Origin of the sequence: Micromonospora inaquosa, assembly GCF_003857055.1 — a bacterium.
In the GTDB taxonomy this organism is placed as follows: Bacteria; Actinomycetota; Actinomycetes; order Mycobacteriales; family Micromonosporaceae; genus Micromonospora; species Micromonospora inaquosa.
Window position 1 is genome coordinate 70,012 of sequence record NZ_QGSZ01000175.1, and the last position, 17,256, is coordinate 87,267.

The 17,256-nt window shown below is 72.3% G+C and carries 16 protein-coding genes; 6 read left to right on the forward strand and 10 right to left on the reverse strand.

Annotation, left to right across the window (positions count from 1 at the left end; all coding sequences use genetic code 11):
* Nucleotides 1-55: 55 nt before the first annotated feature.
* Complete coding sequence (locus DLJ59_RS09835) at nucleotides 56-811, forward strand: dienelactone hydrolase family protein (protein WP_124772190.1); 756 nt, start codon at nucleotides 56-58, stop codon at nucleotides 809-811.
* Nucleotides 812-945: 134 nt separating this feature from the next.
* Here DLJ59_RS09835 and DLJ59_RS09840 read toward each other — a convergent pair whose 3' ends face one another.
* The 8 genes from DLJ59_RS09840 to DLJ59_RS09875 all read right to left on the reverse strand — a co-directional run bounded on the left by DLJ59_RS09840 (nucleotide 946) and on the right by DLJ59_RS09875 (nucleotide 8,089).
* A complete protein-coding gene (locus DLJ59_RS09840; RefSeq protein WP_124772191.1) occupies nucleotides 946-2,049 on the reverse strand; it encodes an L-dopachrome tautomerase-related protein in 1,104 nt (367 codons plus the stop codon).
* Between the two features lie 100 nt (nucleotides 2,050-2,149).
* Nucleotides 2,150-3,031, reverse strand: coding sequence for an SMP-30/gluconolactonase/LRE family protein (locus tag DLJ59_RS09845; RefSeq protein ID WP_124772192.1), 882 nt, complete (start codon nucleotides 3,029-3,031; stop codon nucleotides 2,150-2,152).
* A 21-nt stretch (nucleotides 3,032-3,052) separates the two neighbouring features.
* A complete protein-coding gene (locus DLJ59_RS09850) occupies nucleotides 3,053-3,994 on the reverse strand; it encodes a sugar kinase (RefSeq protein WP_124772193.1) in 942 nt (313 codons plus the stop codon).
* On the reverse strand, nucleotides 3,991-4,611 hold the full coding sequence (locus DLJ59_RS09855) for a bifunctional 4-hydroxy-2-oxoglutarate aldolase/2-dehydro-3-deoxy-phosphogluconate aldolase (RefSeq protein ID WP_124772194.1): 621 nt from the start codon (nucleotides 4,609-4,611) through the stop codon (nucleotides 3,991-3,993). The genes DLJ59_RS09850 and DLJ59_RS09855 overlap by 4 nt, the downstream gene beginning before the upstream one ends.
* Nucleotides 4,612-4,621: 10 nt before the next feature.
* Nucleotides 4,622-5,458: a hypothetical protein gene (locus DLJ59_RS09860; protein ID WP_244235933.1), complete on the reverse strand. Its 837-nt coding sequence runs from the start codon at nucleotides 5,456-5,458 to the stop codon at nucleotides 4,622-4,624.
* On the reverse strand, nucleotides 5,455-6,600 hold the full coding sequence (gene dgoD / locus DLJ59_RS09865) for a galactonate dehydratase (protein ID WP_124772196.1): 1,146 nt from the start codon (nucleotides 6,598-6,600) through the stop codon (nucleotides 5,455-5,457). Before dgoD ends, DLJ59_RS09860 begins: the two co-directional genes overlap by 4 nt.
* Nucleotides 6,597-7,307 (reverse strand): FadR/GntR family transcriptional regulator, encoded by a 711-nt coding sequence (locus DLJ59_RS09870; RefSeq protein ID WP_124772197.1) that lies wholly within the window; start codon nucleotides 7,305-7,307, stop codon nucleotides 6,597-6,599. Before DLJ59_RS09870 ends, dgoD begins: the two co-directional genes overlap by 4 nt.
* Nucleotides 7,308-7,342: 35 nt before the next feature.
* Nucleotides 7,343-8,089 (reverse strand): SDR family NAD(P)-dependent oxidoreductase, encoded by a 747-nt coding sequence (locus DLJ59_RS09875; RefSeq protein ID WP_124772198.1) that lies wholly within the window; start codon nucleotides 8,087-8,089, stop codon nucleotides 7,343-7,345.
* A gap of 159 nt (nucleotides 8,090-8,248) precedes the next feature.
* Between DLJ59_RS09875 and DLJ59_RS09880 the strand changes: the two genes are divergently transcribed.
* From DLJ59_RS09880 to DLJ59_RS09900, 5 genes are read left to right on the forward strand one after another with little or no spacing between them, the layout of a single operon-like run.
* Nucleotides 8,249-9,544 carry an ABC transporter substrate-binding protein gene (locus DLJ59_RS09880; protein WP_124772199.1) on the forward strand — a complete coding sequence of 432 codons (1,296 nt, stop codon included), beginning with the start codon at nucleotides 8,249-8,251 and terminating at the stop codon, nucleotides 9,542-9,544.
* Nucleotide 9,545: 1 nt separating this feature from the next.
* Entirely contained in the window at nucleotides 9,546-10,466 is a 921-nt protein-coding gene (locus DLJ59_RS09885) for a carbohydrate ABC transporter permease (RefSeq protein ID WP_124772200.1), read from the forward strand.
* Nucleotides 10,463-11,284: a carbohydrate ABC transporter permease gene (locus tag DLJ59_RS09890; protein ID WP_124772201.1), complete on the forward strand. Its 822-nt coding sequence runs from the start codon at nucleotides 10,463-10,465 to the stop codon at nucleotides 11,282-11,284. The genes DLJ59_RS09885 and DLJ59_RS09890 overlap by 4 nt, the downstream gene beginning before the upstream one ends.
* A complete protein-coding gene (locus DLJ59_RS09895; RefSeq protein ID WP_124772202.1) occupies nucleotides 11,281-13,368 on the forward strand; it encodes an alpha-galactosidase in 2,088 nt (695 codons plus the stop codon). Before DLJ59_RS09890 ends, DLJ59_RS09895 begins: the two co-directional genes overlap by 4 nt.
* Before the next feature lie 47 nt (nucleotides 13,369-13,415).
* Complete coding sequence (locus DLJ59_RS09900; RefSeq protein WP_124772203.1) at nucleotides 13,416-15,674, forward strand: DUF8189 domain-containing protein; 2,259 nt, start codon at nucleotides 13,416-13,418, stop codon at nucleotides 15,672-15,674.
* Nucleotides 15,675-15,959: 285 nt separating this feature from the next.
* Here the strand turns inward: DLJ59_RS09900 and DLJ59_RS37875 are convergent, their stop codons facing one another.
* Together DLJ59_RS37875 and DLJ59_RS09905 are read right to left on the reverse strand one after the other, a co-directional pair.
* Nucleotides 15,960-16,085, reverse strand: coding sequence for a hypothetical protein (locus DLJ59_RS37875; protein WP_279635738.1), 126 nt, complete (start codon nucleotides 16,083-16,085; stop codon nucleotides 15,960-15,962).
* 444 nt (nucleotides 16,086-16,529) lie between these two features.
* Nucleotides 16,530-17,256, reverse strand: a 727-nt coding sequence (locus tag DLJ59_RS09905; RefSeq protein ID WP_148096940.1) for an HNH endonuclease signature motif containing protein, incomplete at its 5' end; no start/stop codon positions are given.

Consider the following 17,256-nt stretch of genomic DNA (forward strand, 5'->3'; position numbering starts at 1 on the left):
CGACCACGGCGAGTAACGTTTCGAACGGACCAAGATCGGCGTACGAGGAGGCACGGTGCAAACGACGACGGTGGACATCCCGACCAGCGATGGAGTGGCGGACGCGAGTCTGACCCGACCGGACGGCGACGGCCCGTTCCCGGCGGTGCTGCTCTTCATGGACGCCTTCGGGCCGCGCCCCCGCCTGGTCGAGATGGCCGAGCGGATCGCCGCCCGGGGTTACCTGGTGCTGACGCCGCACCTGTTCTACCGGGCCGGTCGGGCACCACTGTTCGACCTGTCCCGACTCGGCGAGGCCGACCAGCGCGCCGCCCTCTTCGCGAAGATCATGCCGCTGGTCGGCGCGTTGACCCCCGAGGTGATCGACCGGGACACCGCCGCGTACCTCGACTTTCTGGCCGCCCGGGACGACGTCCGGTCGGGTCCGGTGGCGATCACCGGTTACTGCATGGGCGGCACGAACGCGCTGCGGGCCATCGAGGCGTACCCGGACCGGATCGCCGCCATCGCCAGCTTCCACGGCGGTCGGATCGTCACCGACGCGCCGGACAGCCCGCACCTGGGTGTCGGCTCGATCACCGGCGAGGTGTACTTCGGGCACGCCGACGCCGACCAGTCGATGACGCCCGAGCAGATCGCCACGCTGGAGAAGGCGCTCGACGCCGCCGGCGTGCGCTACCGCTCCGAGGTGTACGCGGGCGCGCACCACGGCTACACCATGGCGGACACCCCGGCGTACGACGAGCAGGCCACCGAGCGCCACTGGGCGGCCCTCTTCGATCTCCTGGACCGCACCCTGCCCGTCGACTGACAGCCGCGCGAGACGTCGCCTCGGGGTGCGCCTGCGCGCGATCTTGCACTTTCTGTCCCGGCGAAAGGTGCATCCCACTCATGTCGACAACCACAACTGCAAGATCGGCGCGAACTTCTGCGCGACTCGCCCGGTCAGCGGCGCAGCAGCACCGGGCCGGCGTCGATGCGGGTGCGGAACAGCGCGTACGGCTTGCGTCGCAGGTCCTTGCCGCGCTGGTACTGCGGCTGCCGGTGCAGTTGGTTGGCGGTGACGTAGAGGTACCCGTCGGTGGCGACCGACATGGTGTCCGGCCAGAGCAGTCGCGGGTCGTGCACCAGCGTCTCGTACTCGCCGTCCGGCAACCGGCGCAGCACCGCGTTGTGCTCGTACGAGGTGATGTAGAACCGGCCCGCGTCGTCGCTCTCCAACCCGTCCGACGCGGTGCCCTTGTCGCCCTCGTCGACCACTGTCGCGGCGGCCGCCTCCTGGGTGACGCCCGGGTCGGCCAGCGCGTCGGTGGAGACGCTGTACCAGCGTCGGGACGTCAGCGGGCAGTAGTAGAGCCGGCTGCCGTCGGCGGAGATCGCGATGCCGTCGGAGCCCATCGCCACCGGCTTGGGCGGCCCGTCCGCCGGCCGTTCGAGGAACGGTCGACCCTCGACCACCGGCCGGAACGTCGTCAACGGCTCAGCCTTGGTGGACGGGTGGTCGTGCAGCCGCCGCCAGGACGCCCCGCTGGCCAGGTCGACCACGATGATCCCGTTCGGCCCGGAGAGGGCCGAGTCGGTGATGTACGCGACGCCCGCCTCGCCGCGGCGCAGGTCGAAGCGGACGTCGTTGAGGTACGTCGTCGGCAGTGCCACGTCCGCCGGAAAGGTGATCACCTGGGCGACCGTGTCGGTGTCCAGGTCGATCCGGACCAGCTTCGGGCCGCCCGGCTTGGTGGGCTGGAACATCGGGCTGCCGGTGTCCAGCACCCAGAGCCGGTCGGCCGGGTCGACCACGATGCTCTGCACCGACACGAACGCGCCCGCGTCGTCGTCGCCGGACGGGTCGTTCCACGCCTGGTCGGGGTAGGGCACCTCGTTGCCGTCGCGCAGCTCGACGACGGTGGCGGGCACCTCGTCGCCCCACTTCGGGAAGTTGACGAAGATCCGGCCCCGGTGCGAGACGCTCACCCCGGTCGGCATCGGGCCGGTGAAGGTGTGCACCAGCTCCAGTTCGCCGAGCGGCTCGTCGCCGACCGGCCCGTTCACGACGTCCGCTCCAGGATGTTCATCGGCTCGCTCCCTACCGGTCGGCTGTTACCGCGCTTCGGCGCGGTTGTTCCCGCCCTGGCGTCCGATATGCCTCCGATCAGCTTGCTGGCGCGCCGGCCCGAGCGGTGGGCAGGCCGGGGACCTCGACGTCCACCGCGAGCAGCGCGCCGTCCTGCGGACCCGCCGTGTCCAGCCCCACCCGGGCGGTGCCGATGAAGAGTCGCCGCAGCTCGGGGCCACCCAGGCAGATGCCGGCCGGCTGCTTGGCCGGCAGCCGGATCTCCCGGTCGAGGGTGCCGTCGGGGCGGTAGCGGCGGACCGCGGAACCGCCCCACAGCGCGATCCACAGGTGGTCGGCCGCGTCGAGCGTCATGCCGTCCGGGCCGCCGTCGGCGGGGGACAGCCGCAGGAACGGCTCGCGCCCGTGCAGGGCCCCGGTGGCGGGGTCGACGGTGAACCGGTCGATCTGGCCGCGTGGGGTGTCGGCGAGGTACATGGTGGTGCCGGCCGCGTCGAACGCCGGCCCGTTCGGGATGGTCAGCCCGGTCACCGCGGGGACCGGCTCGGCCCCCGGGGTGAGGCGGAACAGCGTGCCACCGCCGGGCACCATCGCGTACGTCATGCTGCCGGCCCAGAAGCGGCCGTGCGGGTCGGCGACCGCATCGTTCATCCGGGTCGGCTCGGGTGCGTCGCCGACCAGGTCGGCGACCGGTCGGGGGTCGCCGGTGGCGGGCAGCACCGTGACGCCGGTCCCGGCGGCGGCCAGCCATTCGCCGGGTCGGTCGACCACCGGCGCGACCGCACCGAGCGGCACGTCGAGTCGGCGCAGCTCCCGCAGCGGGGTCGGGGCGTCGCCGTCGGTCTCCAGCAGGCGCCCGGCCAGCAGGTCGACCAGGACCAGCCGGTCGTCGACCCAGCGCAGGCCCTCACCCAACTCCAGCCGGTCGGTGCTCCAGACGGTCGGCTCGGTCAGCTCCATGATGCTCCTCCCAAAGGATCGTCAGCGGACCGTACCGCCAGGGCCGTGGTCGAGCAGCGCCAGCTCGGCCCGGTCGGGCAGGCCCTCCCAGTCGCCCCGGCTGGCGACCGCGAACGCGCCGGTGGTGACGGCCCGGTCCAGTCGGGCCGGCACGTCGAGGCCGTCGAGCCAACCGGAGAGCAGCCCGGCAACGAAGGCGTCACCCGCGCCGACGGTGTCGACCACCGGTACCGTCCGGGCTGGACGGTGGGTAGTGCCGGTCGCGCTGTGGCTGGTCGCTCCACCGGCGCCGTGCTTGACCACGACCTCGGTGACGCCGGCCGAGAGGAGCGCCGGGGCCGGGTCGGTGGCGTCGGTCAGCACCGCCAACTCGTCGTCGGAGGCGATCACCAGGTCGATCGAGGGCAGCAGCGGGCGCAGCGCGGCGGCGGCCTCGGCGACCGACCAGAGCCGGTCGCGGTGGTTGACGTCCAGGCAGATCGTGCTGCCGGCCGCGCGGGCGCGCCGCACGGCCTCCACCACCGCCTGGTACGGCTCGACGCCGAGCGCGCAGGTGATGCCGGTGACGTGCAGCAGTCGGGGTGGTGGCCCGGGCGCGTCGAAGGCCCCTGTCACGTCGGCCGGGCCCAGCCGGGAGCCGGCCGACCCGGCGCGGTGGTAGGTGACCCGGTTGATGTCGGCGACCCGGTTCTCGAACAGGATCAGCCCGGTCGGGGCGGTCGCGTCGACCCGGGACCAGGTCAGGTCGACGCCCTCGGCGCGCAGCGTGCGGCGGACCAGTTCGCCGGGCTCGTCGGCGCCGGTGACACCGACCCAGGCAGGCCGGTGACCGAGCCGGGCCAGGCCGATCGCCACGTTCGACTCGGACCCGGCGACGGAGATGCTGGCGGTGCCGCCCAGTCGCAGCGGGCCGGTGGTGCGGAACGCCGCCATCGTCTCGCCGAGCGTGAGCAGGTCGGTCATCCCCGGACCGCCGTGAGGAAGGCGGCGGCGCGCTCGCGCAACGCCGTCGTGTCGCCGCCTCGGACGGCGTCGCCGAGCAGCGGGGAACCGACGCCGACCGCTGTGGCACCCCGGTCGAGGTAGCGCCGGGCACCGTCCACGTCGACCCCACCGACCGGCACGAACGCGGTACCGGGGAACGGGTCGCGCAGGGCGCCGAGGTAGTCGGGTCCGCCGAAGGAGGCCGGGAAGAGCTTGATCGCGGCGGCCCCGCCGTCGGTGGCCTGCACCACCTCGGTGGGGGTGAGGGCACCGGCGAGCACCGGCAGCCCGAGCCGGCCGCCCTCGGCGAGGCTCGCAGCGATCGCCGGGGTGACCAGGAAACCGGCGCCCGCGTCGGCCGCCGCGCGGGCGTCCTCGGCGCTGAGCACGGTGCCCGCGCCCAGGCCGAAGTCGGGCCCGAGGGCGGCCCGGGCGCGGCGGATGACGTCGAGCGCGTCGGTGCTGGTCAACGAGACCTCGACCAGGGCGACGCCGCTCTCGGCCAGGGTGAGCACGGCGGTCAGCGCGGCGGCCGGGTCCGGGCCGCGCACGATGGCCAGCAACCGATGGGTACGCAGCTCGTCGAGCAGATTCATCACGGTGTCCTCAGTGGGTGCGGTGGGCGGAGATGGTGAGTCGCCAGGTGACTTCGCCGGCGGCGGGAACCACCGCCGCGTCGGACGGGCCGGCGTCGGCCAGGTCGAAGGCGGCGCCGAGCATCGGTTCGACGCCGAGGCTGCGGTAGGGGGCGTCGGCCGGCCAGCCACCCAGGTTGCGCCAGAGGGCCGTGCTGCGGGGCTGGTCGGCGCACTCCAGCTCAAGGGTCAACCGGTCGGTGCCGTCGATCACCTGGACCCGGGCGCAGTCGAGCAGCACCGCGCCGAGCGCGGTCCCGTCGTCCGCGCCGAAGGTGTCTAGCGTCAGCCCGGCGGGGGCCGGCCACGGCCCGGTCAACCACGGGTCGCCGACGGGCCAACTGCCCGGCGGCAGGAGCGCGGCGGCCTCCGGGTGCAGCCGGGTCGGGGTGCCGGCGGGTGCGTCGAGGTGGGCATCGGGGGAGAGGCCGAGCAGGGCGTGTGCGGCCCAGACGAACCGGTACCCGGGGTCGGCGGCCAGCCCGTAGTCGGCCACCACCACGCCGCCCTCGTCGGTGATCCGGCGGGTGAGGGTGAACGTGGGCCGCTCGACGACCACGGTGCCGGGGCCGACGCTGCGCCACGGCCGCGACCACACCTCGCCATGGTCCGGCTCGCCACGCACGGTGGGCAGGCACTCCTCCAGGCCACCGGCGTCGACGAACGCGTCGTCGGGGCGTACCCGGTGCCGGCCGGGCTGCGGGCCGCGCCAGAGCCACTCCCGGCCACCGCCGTGCAGACTCGTCCACCGGCCGCCGTGCGCCGCGTCGTACGCCACCCGCAGCGGCACCGGCCTCGCGCTGGTCACCACTCGGCGAACGACCCGTCGGCGTGCTGCCAGACCGGGTTGCGCCAGGCGTGTGGGGTCTGGGCGGCCTTGCGGACCGCCGCCTCGTCGACGGTGATGCCCAACCCGGGACGGTCGAGGCGGGCGATGTGCCCGTCCACGAACCGGAACGGCTCCGGGTCGACCAGGTAGTCCAGCAACTCCGAGCCGGCGTTGTAGTGGATGCCGATGCTCTGCTCCTGGATCAGGAAGTTCGGCGTCGCGAAGGCCACCTGGAGGCTGGCCGCCAGGGAGATCGGGCCGAGCGGGCAGTGCGGGGCGAGCAGCGCGCCGTACGTCTCGGCGAGCGCGGCGATCCGGCGGACCTCGGAGATGCCACCGGCGTGCGACAGGTCCGGTTGGACCACGGCGACCCCGGCCTGCAACGGGCCGAGGAACTCGGACCGACCGTAGAGCCGTTCGCCGGTGGCCACCGGGATCGGCGTGCTGGCCACGATGTCGGGCAGGTGGTGAGCCTGATCGGGCAGGACCGGCTCCTCCACGAAGAACGGCCGCAGCGCTGCCAGTTCGGGCAGGATCCGGCGGACGGCTGCCATTCCGGCGCGTCCGTGGAAGTCCACAGCGATGTCCCGGTCGGGGCCGAGCACCTCGCGGGCGGCGGCGACCCGGCCGATGACCGCGTCCACCTCGGCCGAGGTGGGGATCGGGGAGAGCCGCCCGCAGGCGTTCATCTTGACCCCGGTGAGGCCGGCGGCGACCTGCGCGGCGGCGGCGTCGGCCACCTCACCGGGCTCGTCGCCGCCGATCCACGAGTAGATCCGCACCCGGTCGCGGACGGGCCCGCCGAGCAGCGCGTGCACCGGTGCGCCGTACGCCTGTCCGGCGATGTCCCAGAGCGCCTGGTCGAGGCCGGCGACCGCGCTGGAGAGGATCGGGCCGCCCCGGTAGAAGCCACCCTTGGTGAGCACCTGCCAGTGCTGCTCGATGCGCAGCGGGTCGGCACCGATCAGATATTCGGAGAGCACCTCGACAGCGCTGCGCACCACCTCGGCGCGGCCCTCGACCACCGGCTCACCCCACCCGACCAGCCCGTCGTCGGTCTCCACCCGGCAGAACAACCACCGTGGCGCGACCAGGAAGGTCTCGATCCGCTCGATCTTCACTGACTGCCCCTTCGTCCCCGTACCTTCTCGACGTCGCGGACGGCCTTGTCCAGCAACTGACGCATCGCGGTCTCGGCCGCCGTCTCGTCCCGGTCGCGCAGCGCGTCGACCACCGCGCGGTGGCTGGGCACCGGGTCGTCGTGCGGGGTGCCGCCGTGCACCAGCCGGTCCCGTTCGGCGAGCCCGGTCTCCATCACCACCTCCATCCGCTCCAGCAGCTCGTTGTGAGTGGCGGTGAGCAGCGCGCGGTGGAAGGCGAGGTCGGCGGCGATGGCGGCGGCGGGATCACCGTTGGCCTGGGCCATCTCGTCCAGTGCCCGGTCGAGAGCGGTCAGGTCGTCCTCGGTGGCGCGGGTGGCGGCCAGCCGGGCGGCGGCCGGCTCGATGATGGCGCGTACCTCGTGCAGTTGGTCGAGCAACCGTTGGTCGGTGCCCTCGGCGAACTGCCACCGGATCACGTCGCCGTCGAGCAGGTTCCAGTCCGCCCGGGGCCGGACGAAGGTGCCGCGTTTCTGTCGGGCGTCGACGATGCCCTTGGCCGAGAGGACCTTCAGCGCCTCGCGGAGCGCGGTGAGGCTGACGTCGAACTCCTCCTGCAACGCGACGATGTTCAGGGTCGCGCCGGCGGGGATCTCGCCGGTGAGGATGCGACGGGCGATCGCTTCGACGGTCTGCCCGTGGACGCCACGGCGTGCGTACTGTGCCAATGCTCCTGGCCTTTTCGCTGGTTGGTGTCGATCTCTCAGGCCGAGGCTTTCACCGCTGTCCAGCCACCGTCCACCACGAGGCTCGCGCCGGTGATGTAGGCGGCGTCCGGTGAGGCGAGGAAGGCGACGGTCGCGGCCACCTCGTCCGGTGTGCCGAAACGCTTCGCGACAGTCTCCGCGACGCTGCGCTGTCTGTCCTCTTCGGACACCTCGGCCCAGGCGGCGGTGAGGATCGGCCCGGGCAGCACGGTGTTGACCCGGATCTGCGGGCCGTACTCCACGGCGAGTTGGCGGCCGAGCGCGACCAGACCACCCTTGGCCGCGGCGTACGCGGGCCGGCCGGGCAACCCGACCAGCGCGTGCACCGAGGAGATCAGCACCACCGCGCCCGAGCGGGCCCGCAGGTCGTCCAGGCAGGCGCGGACGCCGAGGAACGAGCCGGTGAGGCTGACGCCGAGCTGGTGGTCCCAGGACTGCCGGCTGGTTTCGTGCGCCGGGGCGACCCGCACGGCGTACGCGGTGCTGACCAGGATGTCGACCGGGCCGAGGTGGTCCCGTACGGCGCGCACGGCGGCCGTCCAGTCAGCCTCGTCGCTGACATCGCCCACTACGGACAGTGCGCGGTCGCCGCGCGCGGTCAACTCGTCGGCCAGTGGGGCGGTGTCGGCCACGTCGAGCAGGGCGACTGCTGCTCCCTCGGCGGCGAGCCGTCGCGCGATGGCCGCGCCGATCCCGCCCATCGCGCCGGTGACCAGCGCGTTCTTACCTTCAAGCCGGCGCATAGGCTGATCCACCTGATCCTCGCCTTGATCTCATCTAATCATTAATTACGAAGATATCTTGACAGCCGGCGAGGGTCGATGCAACCTTCTGGTCACAGCATTCACATGGACGACACATCGCGCGGTGACGCTGCGTGTCGTAAAGGAAGGGATACCCCCGTGAGCGACTTCGACCCCGGTCGCCGGCGATTCCTTGGCCACCTCGGGCTCGCCGGCCTGGGCGCGCTCGGCGCCAGCTCGTTCCTCAGCGCGTGCGCCAGCTCCGCCAGCGGGCCGACGACGAGCAACGGCTCGGGCGCGGTCACCATCCAGTCCAACCTCTCCTCGCCGCAGGCCAAGGCGGCGATGGAGAAGCTGATCGAGACCTTCAACGCGCAGGGCAAGGGCACGGCGAGCCTCAACACGATCGCCTCGGAGACCTTCCGGACCCAACTGCCGACCTACCTGACCTCGTCCAACCCGCCGGACCTCTACACCTGGTACGCGGGCTCGGTCGCCAACGACTACGCCAGCAAGAACCTGCTGCTGGACGTCTCCGAGGTCTGGAAGTCGCTGGACGACTACCCCCAGTCGCTGCGCACCCTCTCCACCGACGCCAGCGGCAAGCAGATCTTCGTGCCGATGAACAACTACTGGTGGGGCTTCTTCTACCGCAAGTCCAACTTCGCCAAGTGGGGCGTGCAGGAACCGAAGACCTGGACCGACTTCCTGGCCCTGTGCGAGACGCTGAAGAGCAAGGGCATCCCGCCGATCGGCATCGGTCTGGGCGACACCCCGTGGATCGCCTCGGCCTGGTTCGACTACCTCAACATCCGGATCAACGGCGCGCCGTTCCACCGCGAGCTGCTCGCCGGCAAGCAGCGCTTCGACGACCCGAAGGTCAAGGCGGTCTTCACCCGCTGGCGCGAGGCCCTGCCCTACTTCGACCCCAAGGGCAAGGCGTACCCGTTCCAGGAGGCGACCACCGCGCTGCTCGCCGGCAAGACCGGCATGTTCCTGATCGGCACGTTCTTCGCCGACGCGGCGCCCAAGGACGCCCTCGATGACCTGGACTTCTTCCGGTTCCCGATCATCGACCCGGCGGTGCCCCTGGCCGAGGAGGCGCCGACGGACGGCTTCTTCGCCAGCGCGAAGACCGGCAACCCGACCGGCACGAAGGCCCTGCTCACCTACCTGTCCTCGGTCGAGGCCCAGGAGGCGTACGTCAAGGCCAGTTCCGGCATCGTGCTGCCGGCCAACCCCAAGGCCAAGGCGTCGGACTCCCCGCTGGTGGTCAAGGGCAAGGCGATGCTCGACGAGGCCAAGGAGCTGACCCAGTTCTTCAACCGCGACTCGAACGACGCGCTCCAGCCGACCGCGGACACCGCATTGACCAAGTTCATCGACAAGCCGGACCAGATCGACGCGATCCTGCGGGAGTGGCAGGCGGGCGCCGAGAAGGTCTTCAAGGGCTGACGTGACAGCAACTATCTCCACGACTTCGGTCACCCCCACTCGGCGGCGGCGACGGTCGGCTCGACTGTCGCCGCTGCTGGTGGCGTTCGTCCTGGTGCCCTTCCTGGTCGAGAGCATCTGGGTGTTCTGGCCGGCGCTCCAGGGCTTCTGGTTCTCCCTCACCCGCTGGGACGGCATGTCCGCGCCCAGCTTCGTCGGCGCGGACAACTACGTCGAGTTGGCCGGTGATGCCACCTTCCGGGGCGCGCTGCTCAACACCGTGATCTGGCTGGTGCTCTTCGGCGGCCTCTCCGTGCTGGGCGGCTTCGGCATGGCGCTGGTCCTGCTGAAGGAGCGGCGCGGGGTCGGCTTCTATCGGGCCGCGCTGTTCACCCCGGTGGTCTTCTCGCTGGTGGTGACCGCGCTGGTCTGGCGCGTCTTCTACCAACCCGACGGCATCGCCGACACGCTGCTGCGGGCCGTCGGCCTGGAGCACCTGATCCGGCCCTGGCTCGCCGACCCGCAGACCGCGCTGTACGCGGTGATCCTGCCCGCGCTCTGGCGGCAGATCGGTTACGTGATGGTGCTGTTCCTGGCCGGGCTGAAGGCCATCGACCCGGCGCTGCACGAGGCGGCCCGGATGGATGGCGCCAACTCCTGGCAGCGGCTGCGGCACGTCACGATTCCCCAGCTCAAGGGGGTCAACGCCGTCGTGCTGTCGGTCATCGTGATCGACTCGCTGCGGTCGTTCGACATCGTCTGGTCGATGACCAGGGGCGGGCCGTACCACTCGTCGGAGCTGCTCAGCACCTACATGTACTCGACCGCGTTCCAGAGCCTGCGCCTGGGCTACGCCTCCGCGATCGCTGTGGTGATCTTCGTGCTCGCGCTGGCCGTCATCCTCGGCTACCTGGTCCGCGCGTTCCGGGAGGAAGCGTCATGAACAAGCTCCGTACCGGGGCCTTCCACACCGGCATGATCCTGCTCTCGCTGCTCTGGCTGGGCCCGGTGCTCTGGGTGGTGGTGATGTCCACCCGGTCCTTCGACGACATCGCCGCGCACGGCGTGGGCAGCCTGCCCCGGTCGTTCACCCTGGACACCTACCGGCAGGCGTGGACCGACGGCGGCGAACTACGCGCGCTGATCAACAGCATGCTGGTCACCGTCCCGTCGGTGCTGCTGAGCCTGGGTCTGGCCGCGATGGCAGCCTTCGCGCTGAGCCGCTTCCGGATCCCCGGGCGGCGGACGATCCTGCTGCTGATGCTCGCCGGCAACCTGCTCCCACCGCAGATCCTGCTCATCCCGGTGGCCAAGTTCAGCGAGCTGACCGGCCTGTACGACACGCTCTGGGCGCTGATCGCGGTGCAGGTCGGCTTCGGGCTCGGCTTCTACACGTTCGTCCTGCACGGCTTCATGCGGGATCTGCCGGGCGAGATCCAGGAGGCGGCCACCATCGACGGTGCCGGCACGGCGCAGATCTTCACCAGGGTGATGCTGCCGCTGACCCGCCCCGCGCTGGCCGCCCTCGGGGCGCTCTCCTTCACCTGGATCTTCAACGACCTGCTCTGGGCGATCACCGTGCTGCGGACCGATGACAACATGCCGGTCACCCCTGCGCTGCTCGCCCTCCAGGGGCAGTTCGTCTCGTCCTGGAACGTCATCGCCGCCGGTACGGTCATCGCGGCCGTCCCCACCGTCGCGGTGTTCCTCCGCTTCCAGCGGCACTTCGTCTCCGGCCTGGCGCTCGGAGCGGTCAAGTGACAGCCGAGGCCGGGCAGCGCTGGACGCTGCGCGGCACGCACACCGAGTACACCGTGCGGGTGCCCGCGCACGGCCGCTGGCTGGAGCTTGTCGCGTGGGGACCGCACGGCGTCTCCGACGGACCCTCACCGGTCGGCTACGACGGCCCGGTCCCGTTCCTCACCGCGGGAGACGCGGCACCCATCGAGTACGCCACCGACGCCGACCGCCCGTTCACCGGCCCCGACCTGGTGATCGAGACCTCGAACGGGCAGCGCCGGGTCGGTTTTGCGCACACCGGCGCGCGGATCGACGCCGATCAGCGGGAGCTGGCCGTCGAGTTCGCCGACCCGGTCACCGGGCTGCGCGCCACCGTGCACTACCGGGTGCCGGTCGGCACCGACGTGGTGCAGCGCTGGGTCGAGCTGACCAACGACGGCGCCGACGCGCTGCGGGTCATCCGGGCTGGTTCGGGCGGATTCTGCGTACCGACGCCGCACGGCGCGCTCCTCAGCCACCAGTGGGGTCAGTGGGCGCAGGAGTTCCAGCTCTCCCACGTCGAGCTGGGTCACGGCACGTTCGGCATCGGCAGCTCCCAGGGCGTACCCGGGCACCTGCACGTGCCCTGGCTGGCGGTGCGCGACAGCGCCGAGCCGAGCGGCCCGGCGTGGGGAATGGCGCTGGCCTGGACCGGCTCGTGGGAGATCAGCGCCGAGCGGGACACCGGCGGCCTGACCAGGGTGCGGGTCGGCCGTCAGCTGGTCGACGGCCCGCTGGAGTTGGCCGCTGGTGACCGGCTGACCCTGCCGGTGGCCACCGGGGCGTACAGCTCGGACGGCCTGGACGGGCTGGCCCGGGTCTGGCACACCCACCAGCGACTGCTGGCCGCCGACCGGCTCACCCCGCGCCCGGTGCTCTACAACTCCTGGGAGGCGACCTACTTCGCGGTCGAGGCGCAGAGCCAGCTCGCGCTCGCCCGGATCGCCGCCGAACTGGGCGTGGAGACGTTCGTCGTGGACGACGGCTGGTTCGTCGGCCGCAACGACGACACCGCCGGGCTGGGCGACTGGACACCCGACCCGGCGAAGTTCCCGGCCGGGTTCGACACGTTCATCGCCGACGTCCGCGCGCTCGGGCTGAACTTCGGTCTCTGGGTAGAGCCGGAGTGCGTCAACCCGAAGTCGTCCCTGTACGCCGAGCACCCGGACTGGGTCTACTCCGTCGACGGCCGGCCGCTCACCCCGGTCCGCAACCAGTACCTGCTCGACCTGGGTCGGCCGGAGGTAGCCGAGTTCGTCCACTCCACAGTCGATGGTCTGTTGCGCCGGTACGACATCGACTACCTGAAGTGGGACTTCAACCGGCCGCGCACCGAACCGGGAAGATCCGGTGGGGTCGGCCCACTCGACCTGGACGGCGCGCACGTCGCCAACCTGCACCGGATCTACGAGCGGTTGCGCCGGGACCACCCCGGGGTGTTGATCGAAGCGTGCGCCGGCGGAGGCGCGCGCACCGACCTGGCGATGGCCGCCCGGGCCGACGTCTTCTGGCCCAGCGACAACACCGGCCCGTTGGACCGGCTGGCCATCCAGTACGGCTTCCTGCACGCCAACGCCCCGCACCTGCTCAGCTCCTGGGTCACCGACGCGCCCGGAATGTTCGACCCCCGGCCCCGGACGCTGGCGTTCCGGTTCGTCCTGGCGATGGCCGGCGTGCTCGGCATCGGCGCGGACATCCGGGCGTGGACCCCGGCCGAGCGGGCCGAGGCGGCCGGCTGGATCACCCGCTACAAGGAGATCCGGGACGTCGTCACGCACGGCGAGGTGCACCTGATCGGTGGCCCCGACCAGGCCCGCTGCGCGGTGCAGTACACCGCGCCGGACGAGAGCCGAGTGGTCGTCCTGGCCTGGCACACCGGCCGCCTCGACGGCTCCGGCCTGCTTCCGTCCCGCCCGGTCCGGTTGCCGCTGCGCGGCCTCGACCCGGCGGCCCGTTACGCGCACGGCGATCAGCGCTACTCCGGCAGCCACCTGGCCACTGTCGGCCTGCCCGTGCAGTGGAATGCCACCCACGACGCCGACCTCATCGTGCTGACCCGCGACTGAGATCGGAGCACCACCACCCCCCACCCCCGAGGGACAGGAGTACCTCCATGCGCCTGAACCGACCGCTGACCGCTGCTCTGGCCGTGCTCGGCCTGGGCCTGGCCAGCCCCATGCCGGCGATGGCCGGTCCACCCCATGCCGCCCCACCGCAGGTCGGCCCGTCCCACGTCGGCCCGCCCCACGCCGGCCCACCATCGGCCGGCCACGGGCCCGGCCGACCCGGTCACGCCCCGGCCGGCACCGGCGCGGAGGACCAGGGTGCGCCGACCTTCTTCAACAGCGGGCTCGCCCCGACGCCCTACCAGGGCTGGAACACCTACTTCGGCCTCGGTGGCGACCCCACCGAAGCCGAGGTACGGTCGGTCACCGACTACATGGTCCACAGTGGCCTGCGCGACGCCGGCTACACCTACGTCTGGATCGACGGCAACTGGGCCGCGCCCACCCCGCGCAATGAGGCCGGCAACCTCGTCGCCGACCCGGCCCGCTTCCCCGGCGGAATGGCGGCGCTGGCCGCGTACATCCACAGCCGGGGCATGAAGGCCGGCATCTACACCGACGCCGGCCCGTACCTGCCGGGGCAGTGCGGGCTCGGCAGCAACGGCCACTACCAGGCTGACATCGCCCAGTTCGCTGGCTGGGGCTTCGACGCGCTCAAGGCCGACTGGCTCTGCGGCCGGGCCGCCGGCCTCGACCCGGAAACCACGTTCAGGGAGCTGGCCGAGGCGGTACGTCAGTCGCCCCGACCGATGCTGCTCAACATCTGCAACCCGGTCAGCTCCGACTGGGGCGGCGGCCCGTACACCCCGGAGCAGCTCTCCACCTGGAGTTACACGTACGCGCCCACCATCGCCGACTCCTGGCGGACCTACACCGACGTGGGGCTCACCGACCCGACCCCGCAGTGGGCGTACCCGTGGGTGCTGCGCAACATGGACGTCAACGCGTACCACCCGGCGGCCACCGGCCCGGGGCACTACAACGACCCGGACTACCTGCTGCCGATGCGTCCGCTGCCCGACGGCGGGTACGAGTTGAGCCTGGAGGAATCCAAGACGCAGCTCGGCATGTGGGCCATCATGGCCGCGCCGCTGGTGATCGGCTCCGACCCGCGTGGCCTGCCGAAGGAGATGATCTCGGCCCTGACCAACCCGGAGATCATCGCCGTGGACCAGGACCCATTGGTTCGGCAGGGAGTCAAGGTCGCCGACACCGGCACCGACGCGCAGGTCTGGAGCAAGGTGCTCACCGGCTCCGGCAAGCGGGCCGTCGCACTGCTCAACCGGCACGACACCGCCCAGCAGATCACTGTGAACTTCGCTGACGTCGCCCTCGGCGGGCCGGTTCGGGTCCGCGACCTGTGGTCCCGCGCCGACGTCGACGCCGCGCCCGGCACCGCCGGTGTCCAGCCGTTCACCGGCTCGTACACCGTCGAGGTCCCGGCGCACGGCGTGGCCATGCTGGGTCTGACCGGCACCGACCAGGTCGCCGGCGTCAACCTCGGTGGCACCGCCAGCGCCAGCCCCGCGCTGGTCCGGGTGGACGACACGCACGCCACCGCCTTCGTCCGCGACGCGCGGGGCGCCCTGGCGGTCAACACCCGCTCCGGTACGACGTGGGGGAGTCGATGGACCTCCCTCGGCGGCCCGGTCGGCGGCCGGATCCTCGGTCAACCGGCGGCGTACGGCTCCGCCGACGGGCGGATCGACGTCTTCGTCCGCGGCACCGACAACGCCGCCTGGCAGCGCAGCTACGCCGCCGGCAGGTGGGGACCGTGGCGCAGCCTCGGTGGCACGCTGACCGACGCGCCCACCGTGGCCTGGACCAGCCCGACGCAGTGGACGCTGGTCGCCCGCGGTGCCGACGGCAAACTCTGGTCGCGTACGCCGAGCGCCGGCTGGACCGCCGTCGGGGCTCCCGGGGACCGCCCGTTCTACGGTCGGCCGAGCGCGGTCGTCGACGACGCCGGCGTGCTGCACGTGGCGGTCCGCAGTCGCACCGACGAGGTGTGGTGGAGCACCCGGACCGGCACCACCTGGTCGGCCTGGACCAACCTGGGCGGCACCACCAGCGGCAGCCCGACCCTGCTCGCCACCTCCGGCCGGGTATACCTGTTCGCGCTGGCCGCCGACAACCGGCTCTGGCAGCGCAACCTGGCAGACGGCGCCTGGGGCGGCTGGTTCCGACGCGGTGAGTTCGCCACCGACGCGTTCCGGGGTGCGCCCGGGGCCGCCGCCGGTGCCAACGGCGGCGCCTGGCTGGCGGTACGCGGCGTGGACGACCGCGTGCACCAGGTAATCCTCTGATCCACGGGGGCGGGCCGTCGGTAGATGGCCCGCCCCGGCTCAGGCCGGGACGAGCTCCCGGCATTCGACGTAGGGCGGCCAGGGCCCGCGGCACGGCCGGACCCGCGATCCCGGCCTCCAACTCGACGACCGCCCCCGCGGCCCGCCCCGGGTCACCGGCTGCGGCCGCCGCCTCGGCCAGCACCAACACGGCATCGGCGGCCCACGCCAGGAGGCCCTTTCCGCGCACCAACGACAGCGCGTCCGCCGCGTGCCGAACGGCCTCGTCCGGACGCCCGGTCAACGTCAGCCGGGCCAGCGCTGAGAGCGCGGTGCCTTGCGGCGCGGCGCGCGCAGGTACGGCACGGCACGTTCGATCTCGGTGTATCCGTGCAGCGCCTCGCCCTGCTGGCGCAGCATCCGCCCCAGCACCGGGCCCAGCTCACCGCGCGGGCGCCCGGCGGCAGCCGTCGGTCGGCGAGCAGCCGTTCCAGTACCGGGATCGCCTCGGCCTGGTTGTGCCCGTCGATGGCCGATCTGCCCAGCTTGGCGGCGAGCCGAACTCGTACCGGTCGAGGCAGCTCGGTGATGTCCATCGTCATCGGCGTCCAGCGGGCTGAGCGGGACGCGCGTGACGCTCCACGGGGGAGTCCGCGTCAGGGCGTCGTGGATCGGCGTGCTGCTCCCCGGCATCGCCATACGCGCGGTCAGCAGCACGGCCAACCCCTCCGCCGGGTGGGTGCTCAGGCCTTCGTGCCTTCGACGGCAGCGCCGGCCCCAGCCAGGGCCCGGCCCTCGGGGAGCGAGGCCCCTCCCTCGAACCAGGGTGCGGATTGGTTGCCCGGCTTGGCGGGCGGCCCGGACGGCTCGCTGCTCTTACGTTCGTCGGTGGTAGTAGTTGCGGCGGGGGAGTTGTTCGGGGTCGAGCCAGGCGGGTGGCACGAATTCGGGGTGGCCGTCGCTGGCGAGTCGCACGGTCCAGTCGCTGTGGTGCAGGTGTCGGTGGTGGTGGCCGCAGAGCAGCACGCTGTTGTCGAGGTTGGTGGTGCCGCCGTCGGCCCAGTGGTGGATGTGGTGGGCGTGGCACCAGCGCGGCGGCCGGTCGCAGCCCGGGAAGGCGCAGCCACGGTCGCGCAGCACGAGGGCGCGTCGGAGGGGGCCGGTGATGAGGCGGCGTTGTCGGCCGACGTCGAGGACCTGGCCGTTGCCGTCGAGGACGGCGGGGAGGATGGTGGCGTCGCAGGCGAGGCGGCGCACCGTTTCCGGGGTGAGGTGGAGGCCAGTGTCGAGGGTGCCAGCGCCCAACTGCCGGGTCAGTTCGTCGTAGCTGGTGGTGACGACGATTTGCGCGGGGTCGCCGCCGTGCTCGGGCAGGTCGCCGGTGCGCAGGGCGAGGCGGCACACGTCGGCGAGGGCGTCGTGGCGGCGTTGACCGGGGGACCGGGAGTCGTCCGGTCCGGACGGCGCGCTCAGTGGGTCGATGGCGGCGCGGAGGAGGCCGGCGGTTTCGGTGTCGAGGGTGCCGGTGAGTCGGAGTCGGCCGTCGGTGAGGGTGGAGAGGGTGAGGTGCCGGTCGCGGGTGGCGCGGGCGGCTTCGGCGTCG

What these genes read in the sequence shown, in the direction of transcription:
- DLJ59_RS09845 (WP_124772192.1), bottom strand. Translation starts at nt 3,031, where the DNA reads ATGGAGCTGACCGAGCCGACCGTCTGGAGCACCGACCGGCTGGAGTTG.
- DLJ59_RS09900 (WP_124772203.1), top strand. Translation starts at nt 13,416, where the DNA reads ATGCGCCTGAACCGACCGCTGACCGCTGCTCTGGCCGTGCTCGGCCTG.
- DLJ59_RS09855 (WP_124772194.1), bottom strand. Translation starts at nt 4,611, where the DNA reads ATGAATCTGCTCGACGAGCTGCGTACCCATCGGTTGCTGGCCATCGTG.
- DLJ59_RS09850 (WP_124772193.1), bottom strand. Translation starts at nt 3,994, where the DNA reads ATGACCGACCTGCTCACGCTCGGCGAGACGATGGCGGCGTTCCGCACC.
- DLJ59_RS09890 (WP_124772201.1), top strand. Translation starts at nt 10,463, where the DNA reads ATGAACAAGCTCCGTACCGGGGCCTTCCACACCGGCATGATCCTGCTC.
- DLJ59_RS09875 (WP_124772198.1), bottom strand. Translation starts at nt 8,089, where the DNA reads ATGCGCCGGCTTGAAGGTAAGAACGCGCTGGTCACCGGCGCGATGGGC.